The organism is Streptococcus sanguinis (assembly GCF_050222175.1).
Taxonomy (GTDB): domain Bacteria; phylum Bacillota; class Bacilli; order Lactobacillales; family Streptococcaceae; genus Streptococcus; species Streptococcus sanguinis_M.
In genome coordinates this window covers 501,789-518,269 of the sequence record NZ_CP071420.1, presented here as the reverse complement: position 1 = coordinate 518,269, position 16,481 = coordinate 501,789, and the positions used below count along the sequence as shown (strand labels likewise).

General features: G+C 44.7%; 16 protein-coding genes. 2 read left to right on the top strand and 14 right to left on the bottom strand.

Annotated features, from left to right (window positions below; translation table 11 throughout):
* Nucleotides 1-16: 16 nt before the first annotated feature.
* A complete protein-coding gene (gene gpsB, locus J1C91_RS02605; protein ID WP_050540601.1) occupies nucleotides 17-379 on the bottom strand; it encodes a cell division regulator GpsB in 363 nt (120 codons plus the stop codon).
* Between the two features lie 71 nt (nucleotides 380-450).
* A complete protein-coding gene (locus J1C91_RS02600; RefSeq protein WP_002908987.1) occupies nucleotides 451-978 on the bottom strand; it encodes a DUF1273 domain-containing protein in 528 nt (175 codons plus the stop codon).
* 67 nt (nucleotides 979-1,045) lie between these two features.
* On the opposite strand from J1C91_RS02600, the gene recU reads away from it, so the two are divergent.
* Together recU and pbp1a are read left to right on the top strand one after the other, a co-directional pair.
* Entirely contained in the window at nucleotides 1,046-1,648 is a 603-nt protein-coding gene (recU, locus tag J1C91_RS02595; RefSeq protein WP_002908985.1) for a Holliday junction resolvase RecU, read from the top strand.
* Nucleotides 1,641-3,779 carry a penicillin-binding protein PBP1A gene (pbp1a, locus tag J1C91_RS02590; protein WP_002908982.1) on the top strand — a complete coding sequence of 713 codons (2,139 nt, stop codon included), beginning with the start codon at nucleotides 1,641-1,643 and terminating at the stop codon, nucleotides 3,777-3,779. The genes recU and pbp1a overlap by 8 nt, the downstream gene beginning before the upstream one ends.
* Before the next feature lie 77 nt (nucleotides 3,780-3,856).
* Here pbp1a and pepC read toward each other — a convergent pair whose 3' ends face one another.
* From pepC to ftsL, 12 genes are all read right to left on the bottom strand, one after another.
* Nucleotides 3,857-5,191, bottom strand: coding sequence for an aminopeptidase C (gene pepC / locus J1C91_RS02585; RefSeq protein ID WP_032912393.1), 1,335 nt, complete (start codon nucleotides 5,189-5,191; stop codon nucleotides 3,857-3,859).
* A gap of 78 nt (nucleotides 5,192-5,269) precedes the next feature.
* Entirely contained in the window at nucleotides 5,270-5,830 is a 561-nt protein-coding gene (locus tag J1C91_RS02580) for a GNAT family N-acetyltransferase (protein ID WP_002908980.1), read from the bottom strand.
* A 46-nt stretch (nucleotides 5,831-5,876) separates the two neighbouring features.
* Complete coding sequence (gene nadE, locus J1C91_RS02575) at nucleotides 5,877-6,701, bottom strand: ammonia-dependent NAD(+) synthetase (protein ID WP_002901298.1); 825 nt, start codon at nucleotides 6,699-6,701, stop codon at nucleotides 5,877-5,879.
* Nucleotides 6,698-8,158 (bottom strand): nicotinate phosphoribosyltransferase, encoded by a 1,461-nt coding sequence (locus J1C91_RS02570; protein ID WP_125439265.1) that lies wholly within the window; start codon nucleotides 8,156-8,158, stop codon nucleotides 6,698-6,700. Before J1C91_RS02570 ends, nadE begins: the two co-directional genes overlap by 4 nt.
* Nucleotides 8,159-8,271: 113 nt before the next feature.
* Nucleotides 8,272-9,180 carry a thioredoxin-disulfide reductase gene (gene trxB / locus J1C91_RS02565; protein ID WP_002908975.1) on the bottom strand — a complete coding sequence of 303 codons (909 nt, stop codon included), beginning with the start codon at nucleotides 9,178-9,180 and terminating at the stop codon, nucleotides 8,272-8,274.
* A gap of 65 nt (nucleotides 9,181-9,245) precedes the next feature.
* Nucleotides 9,246-9,470 carry a DUF4059 family protein gene (locus J1C91_RS02560; RefSeq protein ID WP_002896945.1) on the bottom strand — a complete coding sequence of 75 codons (225 nt, stop codon included), beginning with the start codon at nucleotides 9,468-9,470 and terminating at the stop codon, nucleotides 9,246-9,248.
* Between the two features lie 171 nt (nucleotides 9,471-9,641).
* A complete protein-coding gene (locus J1C91_RS02555) occupies nucleotides 9,642-10,385 on the bottom strand; it encodes an amino acid ABC transporter ATP-binding protein (RefSeq protein WP_002908974.1) in 744 nt (247 codons plus the stop codon).
* Entirely contained in the window at nucleotides 10,385-11,194 is an 810-nt protein-coding gene (locus tag J1C91_RS02550) for an amino acid ABC transporter permease (RefSeq protein WP_002893524.1), read from the bottom strand. The genes J1C91_RS02555 and J1C91_RS02550 overlap by 1 nt, the downstream gene beginning before the upstream one ends.
* A gap of 246 nt (nucleotides 11,195-11,440) precedes the next feature.
* Entirely contained in the window at nucleotides 11,441-12,784 is a 1,344-nt protein-coding gene (locus tag J1C91_RS02545) for a DEAD/DEAH box helicase (RefSeq protein ID WP_002908970.1), read from the bottom strand.
* 104 nt (nucleotides 12,785-12,888) lie between these two features.
* Complete coding sequence (gene mraY, locus J1C91_RS02540) at nucleotides 12,889-13,872, bottom strand: phospho-N-acetylmuramoyl-pentapeptide-transferase (protein ID WP_002893527.1); 984 nt, start codon at nucleotides 13,870-13,872, stop codon at nucleotides 12,889-12,891.
* 1 nt (nucleotide 13,873) lies between these two features.
* Nucleotides 13,874-16,162 (bottom strand): penicillin-binding protein PBP2X, encoded by a 2,289-nt coding sequence (pbp2X, locus tag J1C91_RS02535; RefSeq protein ID WP_125439267.1) that lies wholly within the window; start codon nucleotides 16,160-16,162, stop codon nucleotides 13,874-13,876.
* Nucleotides 16,152-16,475: a cell division protein FtsL gene (gene ftsL, locus J1C91_RS02530; RefSeq protein ID WP_002893529.1), complete on the bottom strand. Its 324-nt coding sequence runs from the start codon at nucleotides 16,473-16,475 to the stop codon at nucleotides 16,152-16,154. The genes pbp2X and ftsL overlap by 11 nt, the downstream gene beginning before the upstream one ends.
* Nucleotides 16,476-16,481 lie beyond the last annotated feature (6 nt).

Here is a 16,481-nt window from a genome sequence, read left to right as displayed (position 1 = left end):
TGTTCTAAAAGAACCATTATTCACGATCCAGAATTTGTTTCCCGAATACTTCCTTTTCAAGACGGTTCAAGCGCTTCAAGATATCAAAATTAGTCGCAGAAGTCATCTGAGGGAAGCTTTCCACAGTCGACTGAGTCGCTTGTGTTGATTGGACAGGCTGAGTCGGCTGAACCGGTGCTTTTTCAACCGGCTTCGCAGCCAACTCTTCCTTGAGACGGCGATTTTCCTCACGCAGCTCCTTTACCAAGGCTGCATAAGTCTCATAATCCTTGATAATATCATCCAAAAACTCATCCACTTCGGACTTGCTATAGCCGCGTACTTCGCGTTTAAAATCCTGATCAAAAATATCTTTTGCTGTAAAAATAATACTTGCCATCTTCTCTCTCCAATCTAGTTTATCATATTCAATTATAAACAAAATGCCTAATAAAAATCAAGATTTATCATCTAATTTCCCGAAAAATTTTCAGCCACTTCATTCAGGTCATCAAATGTTAATTTTTTGATAAAATATTGTTCTTGTTTTTTCATTTCTTGGTAAAGATATTCCAATTTTGTCTCCTGTTCTTCATCGTAAAAGAGGTAGGCTCCATCCGTATTTTGAATAATGAATTGATTGTAATCACGAAACTGGCTGGGATTTTGATAGGTCGGATAAGCATACTTGACGAAATCGGTCTGCTTAAAAGCAGCTAATTTTGCTTGATTGGCTTCGTTCCAATTTTCACCTTGATTCTCAAAGAGAAAGATGGTTGCCATCTGAAATTCATAATCCTTTTTCAATTCATTAGCTAGATCCAAAACCCAAGACTCAAAGCCCAGATTACCCATAAAAACCAGCCAGTCCACTCCATCTTCCAAAAAACGGATTAAGTCCCTCTTAGCGGCTTCTTTTATGATGTTTATTCTCATATCTTTTTCCGTCGAAATGCCGATTTCAAAGGCTTTGTAGCCTGTTATTAATAGACTGGTCATTTATTCTCCCTTAAAAAAGTTTTTTGTGGTATAATAGAGTGATGCTATTGTACCAATAAGGAGTTTTATGGTCAACTATCCGCATAAGCTAAAGGCAAAAAGCAGTATCAATAGGCCAGTTCCCAGCATGATTAACTTTGCCAATCGTGGGATGTCTTTTGAAAAGATGATCAACGAATCCAACAACTACTATCTAAGCAGAGGACTCGCTGTCATCCATAAAAAGCCCACCCCCATTCAGATTGTCAAGGTTGATTATCCGCACCGTAGCCGAGCCAAGATTGTAGAGGCTTACTTTCGGCAAGCTTCCACAACAGACTATTCTGGTGTCTACAAGGGCCATTATATTGACTTTGAAGCCAAGGAAACCCGACAGAAAAAATCGATGCCCATGAAAAATTTTCATTCGCATCAGATTGAGCATATGGAGGCAGTCCTTGAGCAAAAGGGCATCTGTTTTGTCTTACTGCATTTTTCCAGCTTAAGTGAGACTTACCTACTTCCCGCTTCTTATTTAATTGAGTTTTACAAGATCGACAAGGGAGGGAAGTCCATGCCTCTAACTTACATCCAAGAGCATGGTTATCCGATTGAAATGCAACAGCTTCCCAGCATCCCTTATCTTGAAATTATCGAACAAAAACTACTAGGTGGTATTATAAATGAATAAACAAACTCTTATGCAGGCTTTGAAATATCTTGCAAGTGCACTTATAACCCTGCTTATGATTGGATTCGTGATTGGCTGTTTGGTATTTACCTACTATGCGGTCAAGGCTCCTAAGCTTTCTGAAAAAGACCTCATCGCGACCACATCCAGTAAGATTTTTGACAGCAATAACAATTTGATTGCGGACCTAGGCGCTGAAAAGCGGGTCAATGCTGAAACTAGTGAAATACCTACGGATTTGGTTAACGCCATTGTCGCCATCGAAGACCATCGCTTCTTCAACCACCGCGGGGTGGACTTTATTCGGATTGCAGGTGCCCTTGTTAGCAACATCCGCGGAGGTCGCCAAGGGGGATCAACTCTGACCCAGCAGTTGATTAAGCTGTCCTATTTCTCAACTTCTTCTTCAGATGCGACTCTTTCACGTAAAATCCAAGAAGCTTGGCTGGCCGCTCAGCTTGAGCGTAAAGCGACCAAGCAGCAAATCTTGACCTATTATGTCAACAAAGTCTACATGTCTAACAGTAACTACGGTATGCAGACAGCAGCCCGAAGCTACTATGGCAAGGACCTAAAAGATTTGAGCTTACACCAAACGGCTCTGCTGGCAGGTATGCCTCAGGCACCGAATCAATACGACCCCTACACCCATCCAGAGGCTGCAACCAATCGCCGTAATCTGGTACTTCGTGAGATGCACGATCTCAAATACATCACAGATGAACAGTATGAGCAAGCCAAAAACACACCTGTAACCGACGGACTTCAAAGTCTGAAAGCTTCTACTAGCTACCCAGCTTACATGGATAACTATATCAAAGAAGCAATTGAACAGGTTGAAGAAGAAACTGGTTATAATGTCCTGACAACTGGTATGGAAGTCTATACAAACGTCAACACAGAGGCTCAACAGAAACTCTGGGATATTTACAATACTGAAGACTATGTAGCTTATCCAGATGATGAAATGCAGGTTGCCTCTACAGTTATGGATGTCCAAACTGGTAAAGTCATTGCCCAACTCGGTGCCCGTCACCAGTCTACCAACGTATCCTTTGGGACCAACCAAGCTGTTGAAACCAACCGTGACTTTGGTTCAACTATGAAACCAATCACGGATTATGCTCCAGCTCTTGAAAATGAAGTCTATACTTCAACAGCTGCTCCTATCACGGATGCTCCATATAACTTCCCGTATTCCAGCACACCAGTCTACAACTGGGATAAGAAATATTATGGCGGGATGACGATTCAATACGCTATTCAGGAATCCCGGAACGTTCCTGCCGTGAAAACGCTGGAAGCCGTTGGTCTGGATGAGTCCCTCAAGTTCCTAAATCGTATTGGGATTAACTATCCTGAAATGTTTTATGTTAATGCCTTTTCAAGTAATACCAGCAAATCCGGTAACGAGTACGGAGCCAGCAGTGAAAAAATGGCTGCTGCCTATGCTGCTTTTGCCAATGGCGGTACTTACTACAAACCTCAGTATGTCAATCGCGTCGTCTTCAGTGACGGAACGGAGAAGACCTTCTCCAACAATGGTTCCAAGGCTATGAAGGAAACGACAGCCTACATGATGACTGATATGATGAAAACAGTCTTGCAGTCTGGTACAGGTACAAACGCTGCTATCTCTGGGGTTTATCAGGCCGGTAAGACCGGAACCTCCAACTATGCTGATGATGAATTAGCCAAGCTGACCAAGCCTTACTACTACTCTAGCATTGTCACACCAGACGAGCTCTTCGTTGGTTACACGCCTAAGTATTCAATGGCTGTTTGGACCGGCTACTCAAACCGTCTGACACCAATCCTTGATGACGGGGTTAAGGTTGCGACAGATGTCTACCGCGAAATGATGCTTTACCTGGCTCAAGATGGCTCTGCTTCAGAGGATTGGGAAATGCCAGATGGTCTCTACCGCAGTGGCTCTTATGTCTACCTCAACAGTGGTACTGGCTATAACCGTTACTACAATAACCAGCAGTACTATAACTATTCTAGCTATAGCAGTTACAGTACAGAAGCTAGCTCTGACACATCAGCTTCTAGTGAGCATTCTGGTGATTCAAACAATAACTCTTCTAGCCACAATGACTCCTCTTCCGGTAACGGTGGAGATGACTAGAGTGACGAAGATTAGAACACAAACTAAAAGAGTAAGAATGAAAAATTCTTACTCTTTTCTTATTCTCTCATCAAAGCTTACTTTGCCAAAGCACCCATGGGATCCCAGGGAGATAAGACAGTAGGCTCTGCTTCATATGCTGCTAATTCTGCGGCAGTCAGAAACTCCTTTCGGACGACGATTTGATAGGTATACTCATCCATCCAAGCGTCAGAGGCTACGAAATAGCCCTTGTTACCAACCTTTTCGCCCCATGAGTTTTCGACCTTCCATTTCTTAGCCTTGCCATTTTCATCCAAGTCTACCCCTGTCAAGACCATGGCGTGGGTCATGAGGCTTTCGCTATAGTCCAAGCGGCCAGCCTTATCCTGAGTTAGTCGAATATCCATGCTAGCAGTGAAATCGTGCATCCCCTCTGCCATAACACCTGCCTTGCGATTGCTAGACTGACCAACATCCGAGCCAAACCAAACGGTCTCGCCAGCCTGCATTTGCGCAATAGCCAGCTCTTTTAGTCGGTCCATTTCAACATTCAAATAACGAACGGGCTTACTTCCAACGACATTTCCCAACATCTCAACCGTATAGGACCGACCATAAGGCTTGTCAGCAGTCGGTGCATTGATGATAGAGACATAGTCATCTAGCTTAAGATCGACATATTTTTGATAGAAAGTCAGAGGTGTCAATCCGCTCTCGCTGTGGAAATGATTGTCCTTATCGCGATAAGAAAAGTCAAACTGGCGAGGCGGCAAGCCTAAGTTCATAGCTAGGAAGTTAAAGACTTCCTGGAGAAGTTCTTCTTTCTTGGCCTGAAGTTCAGCAGAGTTTGCACCCTCTGCCACTAATTCTCGCAAAATCTGTGCATCCTGGCGCAAGAGCTTATTGAGAATTTGATTGAGCTCACGGCTGTTACTGGAAGAAATTGACTCCGGATAGACTGACTTAGGCACGACGCCGTATTTCTCAAAGAGGGAAACAACCATATCCCATTGACCCCCATCCTGCTGAGGCGTATCTAAGAGAAACTTGACCTTACGACTGGTCAATTCTTGGTCAGCTGTCGCAATCACCTGCTCCAAGAACCAGTTGGATTTTTCATATTTATCCCAAAAGAAAGTATGGGCTTGAGATAGCTCAAAATCCTCCAGTTGGAAACCAGCAATCATCTTGTGGCGGAAGGTATTAAGAGCTGCAAACATCCAACAGCGTCCAGAAGCTTTCTGGTCGCTAACCTTGTCCTTAGTAAGATCCAGCGAAAAGACAGGTGTGTTTTCCACAGCAGTGCTTCGCTTCTCCAAGGATGTCAAGAGACCATTGTGGCTGATGGCATTTTCCATTGCTGCAAACTTGGGATTGGCCTCATAAGCAGCATACAGCTTATCTGTGAAATTTTGTTCTAACGAATGCATAGAATCCTCCTTGTCATTATACATCTATTATAGAACTTAAAAAAAGAAGCGCAAGTAAAAAGGCTAGACAAGAGAGTCCTAGCCTTTTTCTAAATCAGATGTTAGGATCCCATAAACGGAAAAATCTTTGACTTGCCCTTTATGAAATACAGCCTGACGGAAAGTGCCTTCGTAGCTCATTCCAGCTTTAGCCATAACACGCCCCGAAGCTGGATTGGCTGTTACAAATTTTGCTGCGACACGATTGAATCCTGCGTCTTGCAAGAGATAGTTCAAAACAGCTTTCAAAGCTTCTGTCATCAATCCTTGTCTCCAATAGTCTTTACTTAGAATATAACCGACCTCGCAAGCATTGACTGCCTCATCCATGTCCACCACACTGATGTCACCGATTACAGAATCAGGATTTTCTTTCAGACAGATGCCCCACTTGTAAAAATCCATGTTTTGATAATTCTCAACCCAGCGAGCAATAGACTGTTGAGTGACTTCAGGACTCTCATGAGCATCCCAGGTCACATGCAGCAAATTATCCGGACGAGAAGCCCAGTTGTCATACATAGCTTGAGCATCCGATTCCAGAAAAGGTCTTAGCAAAAGACGTTTGGTTTCAATGGACTGTGTACCTATCTTTTTCATAGCTTCCTCGTTTCTTAGCTCAAACTAAAAAGTTTCAATAGAGATTTCACTTCCAAAATTCATCAAAAACTGTAATCGGCAAATGCCGTTTGTGCTGGCCTTTATGCCACCAAGACTCGATAGTTTCTTGGGCTTGGGCTGAAACAGACTTGCCTTCGAGGTAGTCATCAATTTCATTGTAGGTCACGCCCAGAGCGATTTCATCCGCAATCCCAGGTTTTTCCTCTTCCAAATCAGCCGTCGGCACCTTTTCATAGAGAGCCGGATCAGCTCCTAAAGCGGCCAAAAGCTGCTTGCCTTGACGTTTATTGAGGCGGTAAAGTGGTAAGATATCTGCTCCGCCATCCCCAAACTTGGTGAAAAAGGCGGTGACATTTTCGGCTGCATGATCTGTCCCAATGACAGCCCCACTGTATGAACCGGCCAAAGCATACTGGGCAATCATACGGCTGCGAGCCTTGATATTACCCTTGTTAAAATCAGAGACTTTGGCACCCGTTGCCTCCACAGCCTTTGTCATGGCATCAGCAGATTCCTTGATATTGACTGTCAGACTGACATCAGGCTGGATAAAAGCCAGGGCTTTCTGAGCATCAGCTTCATCTGCTTGAACTCCATAAGGAAGACGGACTGCGATAAAGTGATAACTATCATCTCCTGTTTCCTTCCGCATCTCTTCGACAGCTAGCTGGGCTAGGCGGCCAGCCAATGTTGAATCCTGACCACCAGAAATTCCCAGAACATAGCTTTTCAAAAAAGGATGCTTTCTTAGATAGGCCTTGAGAAAGTCCACCGACTTGCGGATTTCTTCCTCCGGGTCAATGATTGGTTTGACACCCAGTTGAGCGATGATTTCTTCTTGTAGACTCATTTTTCTGCTCCTGTCTGATAGGCTTTCTTGCGCATCTGGTCAATCAAGTCCATCTTATCCTGCCAGATATCACGAGCCAGGTCAACTGGATAATCCTGTGGATTGAGAACTCGTTTGTACTCATCCCAAAGTTTATCAAATTCCTTACGGGCATAGGCTTGAATCTCAGTCAAGCTCGGCTGATTATAGACCAAATTCCCCTCTTGGAAAATATCCACCAAAAGCGGTACAGCATCAAAATTTTTGACCGTTTTATTGATGTAGGTATAGGTCGGATGGAACATTTCCAGCTCTCCCAAGCCATTGACATCAATGCCGTCATAGGTAATGTAGTCTCCCTCGGACTTCCCTTTTTCGCGGCTGGTAATACGCCAAACCTGCTTCTTACCTGGAGTCGAAACTTTTTCGGCATTATTGGACAGCTTGATGGTATTGCGCAATTCTCCATTCTCATCTTCAATAGCAACAATCTTATAAACTGCTCCTAAAGCCGGCTGGTCGTAGGCCGTAATGAGCTTGGTTCCCACACCCCAGACATCAATCTTAGCTTTTTGCATTTTCAAGTTGAGAATGGTATTTTCATCCAGATCATTGGACGCATAAATCTTAGCATCAGGGAAGCCAGCTTCATCTAATTGCTGCCGAACTTTTTTAGAAATATAGGCAAGGTCTCCCGAATCAATGCGGACACCCAGAAACTTAATTTTATCTCCTAGCTCACGCGCCACCCGAATAGCTGCCGGAACACCTAGACGCAATGTATCGTAGGTATCTACTAGGAAAACACAGTTATGATGAGTCTCAGCGTAAGCTTTAAAGGCTTCATAATCATTTCCATAGACTTGAACGAGAGCATGGGCATGCGTTCCCAAGACTGGAATATCAAAGAGCTTGCCAGCCCGGACATTACTAGTACCGTTCGCTCCGCCAATCACCGCAGCCCTGGTCCCCCAAATAGCAGCATCCATTTCCTGAGCCCGGCGCGTACCGAACTCCATCAGAGGCTCATCTTCGATGACAGAACGGATACGAGCTGCCTTAGTGGCAATCAGCGTCTGAAAATTAACGATATTGAGCAGAGCAGTCTCAACCAGCTGACACTGAGCTAGTGGACCTTCCACCTGCACGATTGGTTCATTGGCAAAAACCAAATCACCTTCTTGAACAGATCTTACTGTCAGGCTCATCTTGAGATTCCGCAAATAATCCAGAAATTCTCCGTGATAGCCCAAGGATTGCAAATAATCTAAATCGCTCTGGCTGAATGTCAGATTATTGAGATAGGAAATAATTCTTTCCAAGCCCGCAAAAACTGCGTAGCCGTTATTAAAAGGATTTTTACGGAAAAAAACTTCAAAAACTGCACGCTTGTTGTGAATATTTTGCTTGAAATAAACCTGCATCATGTTGATTTGGTACAAATCAGTGTGCAGAGTTAAACTATCATCTGGGTACATCTTCTTGCTCCTTTACACTAGATACCTTTTATTATATCATAATTCCAAAAAAGCTAAGCAAATCCTGTCAACTCACTTGAATAGACACACTTGCTTAGCTTATATTTTTATGCTTACTCTGTAAGGTATTTGTAGGCTTCCTGACTGGCAATAGCACCATCGCCAACAGCCGTTGTAATCTGACGCAGGTCTTTCTGGCGAACATCACCAACAGCGTAAATGCCTGCTACTGACGTTTTCATCTGATGATCCGTCAGAATCCAGCCAGCCTCATCAGTGATACCCAAGTCCGCAGCAAATTCACTAACTGGATCCAGACCAACATAGATAAAGATACCACCAAACTCTGCCTGACTAATCTCACCTGTCTTGACATTCTTGAAGGTTACGCCAGTCACCTTACGCTCATCACCATGGATACTTTCCACTACAGAATCCCAGACAAAGCGAATCTTTTCGTTGGCAAAGGCGCGATCCTGCAGCACTTTTTGTGCTCGCAGCTCATCTCGACGGTGAACAATGGTCACACTTTTTGCAAAGCGCGTCAGGAAAATAGCTTCCTCTACCGCCGAGTCGCCACCACCGACAACCAGCAGGTCTTCATCGCGGAAGAAGGCACCATCACAGACCGCACAGTAGGAAACGCCGCGGCTGTTGTAGTCTTCCTCGCCAGGAACCCCTAAATGACGATGATTGGCACCAGAAGCAATGATGACTGTTTTAGCTTCAAAACGCTCATCTTCTGTGATGATTTCCTTAAAATCGCCTCGGTCTTCAATTTTTTCTACTAGGCCAAATAGATGTTCAACACCTAGATTCTCCAGAGGTTCAAACATTTTCTCTGCTAGCTCAGGACCGCTGATATTGGCATAGCCTGGATAGTTTTCAATGTCAGCAGTATTGTTCATCTGACCGCCAGGAATACCACGCTCCAGCAGAGCAACTTTTAGATTGCTGCGGGCTGCATAGAGGGCAGCTGTCATGCCAGCAGGCCCAGCTCCAATAATAATTGTATCGTACATAACTCTTCTTTCTCCTTGTTGTAACTAGAATTATTCTAACAACTTTTCTACAGTTTTACAAGCATTTAAGCTTTTAGGACAATGAGCAGGCCCAACGTCGCAAAAGACAGGACTGGAATCGTCATAATGACAATCAGAAGGACATCATACAGATGACTCTGGCGCTCCTTGGCTGTCTTGTCCTTGCGGCGAATCATCCGCAGTCCAATCCATAAACCCGCAATGATCCCTACACCGACTGCAGTATAAATCAAGCTCTCGATATAAAGTGCAAATATTTGATCTAACATGTCAACTCCTCAAAAGTCAATCAGCCTCATAGTGCAAAGAAAGGGAACAACTCTAAATCTAGCCGTCAGCATAAAACACCCACTAGACAAGAAAGCCTGCTCCACTGCATGCTGAGACTGAAAACAAACTCAGCTGGTCTAGCCAACTGAGCCTTCACTGTCTCTATTATATCAAATATAGGTCCGTTTGTAACTAGCAAAAAATTCCTTGGTTCTTTCTTCCTTTGGATGATGGATAATTTCATCTGGTGTCCCAGACTCTATGATTTTCCCCTTGTCCAAAAAGAGTACTCTATCTGCAACCTGAGCGACAAAGGACATATCATGACTGACCAGAATCATGGTTTGGCCAGACTTGGCTGCATCAGCGATTGATTTCTCTACTTCTCCGACCAACTCGGGGTCCAAGGCTGAGGTCGGCTCGTCTAGTAAAAGAACATCTGGCTTCATAGCCAAAGCCCTTGCTAACGCTACCCGCTGCTTCTGACCACCTGACAAATGTCTAGGATAGTGATTTTCTCGGTCTGACAAGCCAACTTTTGCTAATTCTTCCTTGGCTATCTTGGTCGCTTCTTGGTCTGACAGTTTCTTAACTACCAGCAAACCTTCCTTGACATTTTCCAGAGCCGTCCGACGGGAAAAGAGGTTAAACTGCTGAAAAACCATGGCTAGCTTGCGGCGCAGTAGCAAAATCTCATCTTTGGAAATCCTTGAAAAATCCACTTTGAAACCGTCGATAGCAATCTTTCCGCTATCTGGCTGTTCCAGATAGTTGAGGCTACGGAGAAAGGTTGACTTCCCAGCACCCGAAGAGCCAATCAAAGCTACCACTTCGCCTTTTTTAATGTCCAAACTGAGATCATCCAGAACCTTTTGACCTGAAAAAGTCTTACTTAAATGTGAAATATTAATCATCAGATTCCTTCTCCTTCTGCTTGCTGAAGCGATTCAAATTTATCCGGCTGTTTGATATCCATCATCTTTTCGATCCAGCGGCCAAGTTGCTCAATGAGAATATTGACTGCCCAATAAATCAGCGAAACCGAAATAAAACGCTCAAAGTAACGGTAGTCCGCCCCCGCGATAGCCTGTGCCTTGGCAAAAATTTCCACTACACCGGCACTAAAGGCCAGAGAAGTTCCCTTGGTTAAGCCAATCAGGGAATTAATCAGACTAGGTGTCGCCACTACTGCTGCATTGGGGATAATGACACGCATATAAACCTGCTTGTTGGTCATCCCTAAGCTGCGAGCAGCCTCGATTTCTCCCGGATCCACGGACAAGATTGCAGCCCGGATAGTCTCACTGGCATAAGCCGCTTCGTTGAAAGCAAAAGCAACAATCGCAAAGACAGACGCTGGAATCTCGTTGATATTAAAGCTTGTGCCATACTTCTGATTGATGGCCTTGAGCAATAAAGGAATCCCAAAATAGGTCAGCATGAGCTGGACCAGCAACGGTGTTCCTCTCAGAAAGCTGACAAAGAAAGCCTGAATCGGATACAGGACTTTAACCCGATTAATCTTGACGATAGCAAAAACCATGGCAAGCAGAATACCAAAGACTGCACCACCCGCTGTCAAGAGAAGGGTGATTGGCAGATTTTGCAAAATGCCCGGAATAGCCTCAAAAACGGCCCTTAAACTAAATAATTTACCATCTGGAATGAACTTGAGGAACTCCTCATACCAACCAGTTGTCAGAAGATAAGTTGTAACCACCATTATTACTTCCTTTTCTTGATAATGAAATATTTTAACATAATTCTGGAACAAAACAAAGAATTTGCTTCGCTTTTACTGTCTTTTAGCAGTCAAAACGTGAGTAGCTAGTGCAAATCTCGTGTTCCTAAATATCAAATAAGCCACACTAAGCCCAATATAAAAATAGACTAGTTTCACTAGTCTATCATATCTATCTCATAAAGACTAATATATTTTTCTTATCACAGCGATAAGAAAAGTATATCACTAAAAGGTTTGGCGCTTAGCCTTACGCTCTGCCCGGCCACGTGCACGATTCTCTGCTCGCTTGGTCTTGCGGCGCTTTTCGTTAACAGCCCACTGGATTTTTTTCTTGTAGCCTGGTTTGATTTTTTTCTTTTTCTTCTTGACCAGCCCCAGCATTTCCGTGTCCAGCTTCTCCCGGCTCTTTTCCCGATTGGCCCGACGGTCTCGGTCGTAGGTATCCTGAAACTCGTCATCCTTTATCATCTTGGGAGTGAATTTGATCCCCATCTTTTCCAGCTCCCGAATATCTGAGTCGTCGCTCGGCTGGTAGAGAGTAATGGCTGTACCAGGAAGACCATTACGGCCGGTTCGGCCTACCCTATGGACAAAGAAAGACAAGTCCTGAGGAATGGCATCGTTGATAACATGGCTGACACCTTCGATATCAATCCCCCGCGCTGCCAAATCAGTAGCAACAATGTACTCAAAATCCAGATTCTTGACCTGATTCATGATACGCTTGCGCTCCCGCGGAGCAATATCTCCATGAATTTTAGTAACTTTGAGCCCTTGAGTTGTCAGATAGCTGTGCAGCTCATCTGCCCTCGTCTTGGTATTGACGAAAATCATAGCCAAATAAGGCTGCAGAAGCTGACTGATTTGATAAATCTGAGCATTCTTGTCTCGTCCCTTGGTTGACAAGAGCCAGTTTTCAATGGTGTCCGCAATGACCGTCTTGGTCTTAATCTGCTCAATCACTGGATTAGACAGGTATTTTTTCAAAAATGGCTGAAGCTTCTGTGGAATAGTCGCTGAAAAAACGAGAAACTGCAGATCTTTAGGCAACCGGCCTGCAATCTTATCAACCGTCGCCAAAAAGCCCATGTCCAGTGTCATATCCGCCTCGTCAACGACAAAGGTCTTAGCCTTGTGAATGGCCAAATCGCCAGACTCTACCAAGTCATAAATCCGCCCTGGCGTTCCGATGACGATATGCGGCTGACTGGATTCTAACTTCCCAATCTGACGAGTTTTGTCAGTCCCACCAACATAATTGGCCACCCGAATCTCTTTTTCAGAAAAGCTAGCCAACTGACGAGCAGCCTGATAAATCTGCGCTGCCAGCTCCCGACTTGGGGCTGTAATAACAGCCTGCACGCTGTCTGCTTCCTCATCCAGTATTTGAAAGATCGGCAGCAAAAACGTGTGGGTCTTACCAGAGCCTGTCTTGGACTCACCGACCAAATCCCGACCTGACAATACCACTGGAATCAGCTTCTCTTGGACCGGAGTCGCTTCAACGAAGTTCAAATCCCTGAGCGCTTCCTGAATATAATCTTTAAACTTAAATTCTGTAAATTTCATCTTATCCTCTATTCTATTATCCTAACTATTATACCAAAAAATTGACCATCCTGCTTATCCTCAAATCTAAGAAGCAGAAAAGCGAGTCAGAGACTCGCTTCTTGCTATAGATATAGGATAGCCAGGGTCAAAAGACTGCCCACGATACCGATTCCCCAGAAGAAGAAATCGACCTTCCACTCGCTCCACTCCTTGCCGTGGCCAGTTAGGCCTCCCAGCTCAAAGTGGTGATGAACCGGGGTCATCCGGAAAATTCGCTTGCCGCCGGTCAGCTTGAAGTAAGTCACCTGCATCATGACCGAGGTCGTTTCAAACACATAGACGATACCAATCAAGAGCAGGGTCCACTCTTGATGAAGGGAAATGGAGATAGCAGCCAGCATACCGCCCAAAGCCAGACTTCCTACATCGCCCATGAAGATTTTAGCAGGCTTATGGTTGAAAACAAAGAAGCCTAGCAAGCCACCAATCATACTGATGATGACAATCAAAATATCAAAACGCTTCTGCTCAACAGCAATTACAGCATAGGCCACCAAGCTAATGACCACCGAGATACTGGCCAAACCATCAATTCCATCCGTCAGATTGACAGCATTGGAGAAGCCAATCAGCCAAAAAAGGACGAAAAAGACATAGAGGAAGCCTATCTGGACAGGAACGGTGAAGACATTCAGCTGGTCACCTGCACCGTGCTGATTATAAAAGAAGTAAAAGACAACTCCGCCGACCAGCTGCAAAAACAGTTTCTGCTTGGGATTTAGACCCTCGTTGATCTTACGAAACACCTTGAGGAAGTCGTCCAAAAAGCCGACAACGCCATACAGGACCAAGATAAAAAGAATCATGATAAGGCCGTTGGACAGCTGATGAGAAAATAGACCGATAACAAAGCTAGCCAAAACAGATGTCAAGAGAAAGACTGTGCCACCCATGGTAGGTGTTCCGGCCTTGGCCTGATGCTGCTTGACATCTTCGTGCATCTGTTGGCCTGTGATACGAGCCTTATGGTAAAAACGAATAAAGGCAGGAATGCCGATGATAGTTAGGATAAAAGTTACGATTCCTGCAATAAGAGCAATAAGCATATTAGTCTCCCATTGTAATTGTTATTTTCTTGAGATTTTTCAGCGAAGTATTGGTCTTTTCGCTCTGCTTCACGACCTTGGAGCCCTCTCCTTTGAAAGTGACTTCAATGTCCTGCCACTTCGCAAAACGTTCGACATTGGCCTTGGTCCAGCCGTACATATCAGGCAGACTGTCTAAATCATCTGACAAGATCAAAACCTGCTGGTTGGCCTTGAGATTTTTGCCCTCTTTGACAGATACTTTTTTAATCTTGCCACCTGTTCCCAGCACAATTGGTTGGACGAGGTTGCGGCGCAATTCATCTGCCAGACCGCCAGGACTGATTTGATGTTTCAGACCTAGTTGCTTGGTCAGTTTTTCAACTGATGGCATTTTATAACTGGTTTCTTCAGTGACTGTTTCAAGAGCCGGAGTCGCTTCCGTTGTCAGATTAAGGCTGTCTTTGAGAGCGACCGCTTCTTCCAAGACCGGATTGACCACTTCCTGCCAGAATATAGGCTGGAATTTTTCCTCGGGCTGCTGAACTGTCACATACATGATAAATTCAGGATTTTCTGCCGGCGTCATGGCAACAACTGAGTAGATGTAGTCGTTCTCACCCTCTAGATAACCATTTTCAGAAGCGATCTGAGCGGTCCCTGACTTGACAGCGACATTCTGACCGGCCACTTGAATGACGGGTTCTCCACCGACATTCAGGGTTCCTTTGTAGGGGTCTGTTCCGACCTGAACCATATAATCCCGAGTGGTTTGAGCTGCTTTTTCTGAGACAGGATTTCCGATAATTTCTGTCGCTGTCTTACGAGCTGTATTGGTTTTTGGATCATGGATGGCATTGATAAACTTAGGCTCCACCATGACGCCGTCATTGGCAACGGACGAGAAGGCACGCAACATCTGCACCTGGGTCACACCAATCCCTTGACCAAAGGAGCTCATGGCAATCGTAACATAGTTATCACCTGGCAAAGAGCCATAGGTTTCATTGCCCATCCCAAAGCGGGTCGGCAGACCAAATTTAAACTTACTCAAGTAGTCCAGCCACTTGTCATTGCCCATCTTCTGCTCCAGAATAGTCATACCGACGTTACTGGAATAGGTAAATCCTTGGGCAAAGGTCAGGGTTTCCCCTTCTGAAATCCCCATGTTGACATTCCAGTCCCGAATGGTCGCATCCATGACCTTGTACTCTCTACTGTCATAGGTATCGTTAGGATTAAAGCTGCCATTATCAATAGCTGAAGCTAGAGTCATGACCTTCATGGTAGATCCAGGCTCGTACTGGCCTTGATAGAGCATGGTGTTCCAGTTGCCTAGATTTTTCTCATTCAAGCCTTCCTTGGTATCTGCATTATAGGTCGGCCGTTGAGAGGTAGCTAGGATTTCACCGGTCTTGGCACTGACCAAGGACGCATTGACAAACTTACCTTTGACTTTCTCCTGAAAGGCGTTCATCCGCGTTTCCAGATAGGTTTGCAAATCCGCTGACAGCGTTGTATAGACGTCCTTGCCGTCCTCTGCTTGTACAGAGACCTTTTCTGATCCAGGAACTACATTACCATTCCGGTCTTTTTCATAGGTCACAATCCCATTCTGACCAGCAAGAATCCTATCCAGAGCCTGCTCCATGCCAGAAGTCCCTTTCAGCGTCTTATTGCCTTCCTTATCCTCCTGCAGCTGGGCAAGACCGATAAACTGGGAGGCAAATACACCGTTATTATAACTGCGGTTAGGACTGGTAGTAAAGTCAATCCCTTCAATACCAGCAGCTTCAAAGGCTTCACGCATGGCATTCATATTACTGTAGGTAATGCCATTGCCCTGTGCCCCGAAGGAAACCTGCTTGAGATTTTTCTGCGACAGCTGGGTTTTGACGTAGTCCTTATCCAACTCTAGGTACTGATTGAAAATCTCTGCCACCTTATCATACTGGGATTCTTCTACGTAGAGAATCTTGCCAGTAGCTGACTTGTAACTCTTATCAATAATGGCATAGACATTATAGGTCGTGGCATCCTCTGCAATGGGAACTCCATTTCGGTCATAGATTGTTCCCCGCCGGGCAGCGACTGTGACCGTCTTTTGATGTACTACTTCTGCACCCTTTGATAGATTAACCCCGAACTTCTGGTCTGTCCCGATAATGATGGCAAAATTAATCAAGAAAACGAAAAAGAGAAAGATAGCTAAGATGCTCATGCTCTTTCCCACTTGCCGCCGATTGTATTCAGGGGTTTGCCTATTTTTCAGGGCGTATTTTTTAATTCTTTCAAAAATTCTATTCTTCATCCGTTGAACTCACTGTTTTACGATTTCCCTTCTGGAGTTTCATATCCTGAGAGCTGGCTAACTGAGACAGTCTTTCATAGCGAGTCAGTTCATTGACTTCCTGCTTGATATCGGCCAGCTCTGTCTGCTCCGCTTCAATCTGGGTATTGACTTCCGTCAAATCCCGATCCACCTGCAATAACTTGGTCTGCATAAAGACGATGCTGACTGCTAAAATAATGGCAGTCAAAACGATGGAGCCATAAAAGGCCTTCTCAACTCGGGAAAATTTTCGCATCTGATCTTGAAGCGGGTTTGGTCTTTTTTCTGACATTTCTTC

Excerpts from the sequence above, each read along its gene's own strand:
- gpsB (WP_050540601.1), bottom strand. The coding sequence starts at position 379 with ATGGCAAGTATTATTTTTACAGCAAAAGATATTTTTGATCAGGATTTT.
- ftsL (WP_002893529.1), bottom strand. The coding sequence starts at position 16,475 with ATGTCAGAAAAAAGACCAAACCCGCTTCAAGATCAGATGCGAAAATTT.
- mraY (WP_002893527.1), bottom strand. The coding sequence starts at position 13,872 with ATGCTTATTGCTCTTATTGCAGGAATCGTAACTTTTATCCTAACTATC.
- J1C91_RS02570 (WP_125439265.1), bottom strand. The coding sequence starts at position 8,158 with ATGTACCCAGATGATAGTTTAACTCTGCACACTGATTTGTACCAAATC.
- nadE (WP_002901298.1), bottom strand. The coding sequence starts at position 6,701 with ATGAGTCTACAAGAAGAAATCATCGCTCAACTGGGTGTCAAACCAATC.
- J1C91_RS02545 (WP_002908970.1), bottom strand. The coding sequence starts at position 12,784 with ATGAAATTTACAGAATTTAAGTTTAAAGATTATATTCAGGAAGCGCTC.
- J1C91_RS02555 (WP_002908974.1), bottom strand. The coding sequence starts at position 10,385 with ATGATTAATATTTCACATTTAAGTAAGACTTTTTCAGGTCAAAAGGTT.
- pepC (WP_032912393.1), bottom strand. The coding sequence starts at position 5,191 with ATGCATTCGTTAGAACAAAATTTCACAGATAAGCTGTATGCTGCTTAT.
- J1C91_RS02600 (WP_002908987.1), bottom strand. The coding sequence starts at position 978 with ATGACCAGTCTATTAATAACAGGCTACAAAGCCTTTGAAATCGGCATT.
- pbp1a (WP_002908982.1), top strand. The coding sequence starts at position 1,641 with ATGAATAAACAAACTCTTATGCAGGCTTTGAAATATCTTGCAAGTGCA.
- J1C91_RS02560 (WP_002896945.1), bottom strand. The coding sequence starts at position 9,470 with ATGTTAGATCAAATATTTGCACTTTATATCGAGAGCTTGATTTATACT.
- trxB (WP_002908975.1), bottom strand. The coding sequence starts at position 9,180 with ATGTACGATACAATTATTATTGGAGCTGGGCCTGCTGGCATGACAGCT.
- recU (WP_002908985.1), top strand. The coding sequence starts at position 1,046 with ATGGTCAACTATCCGCATAAGCTAAAGGCAAAAAGCAGTATCAATAGG.
- J1C91_RS02580 (WP_002908980.1), bottom strand. The coding sequence starts at position 5,830 with ATGAAAAAGATAGGTACACAGTCCATTGAAACCAAACGTCTTTTGCTA.
- J1C91_RS02550 (WP_002893524.1), bottom strand. The coding sequence starts at position 11,194 with ATGGTGGTTACAACTTATCTTCTGACAACTGGTTGGTATGAGGAGTTC.
- pbp2X (WP_125439267.1), bottom strand. The coding sequence starts at position 16,162 with ATGAAGAATAGAATTTTTGAAAGAATTAAAAAATACGCCCTGAAAAAT.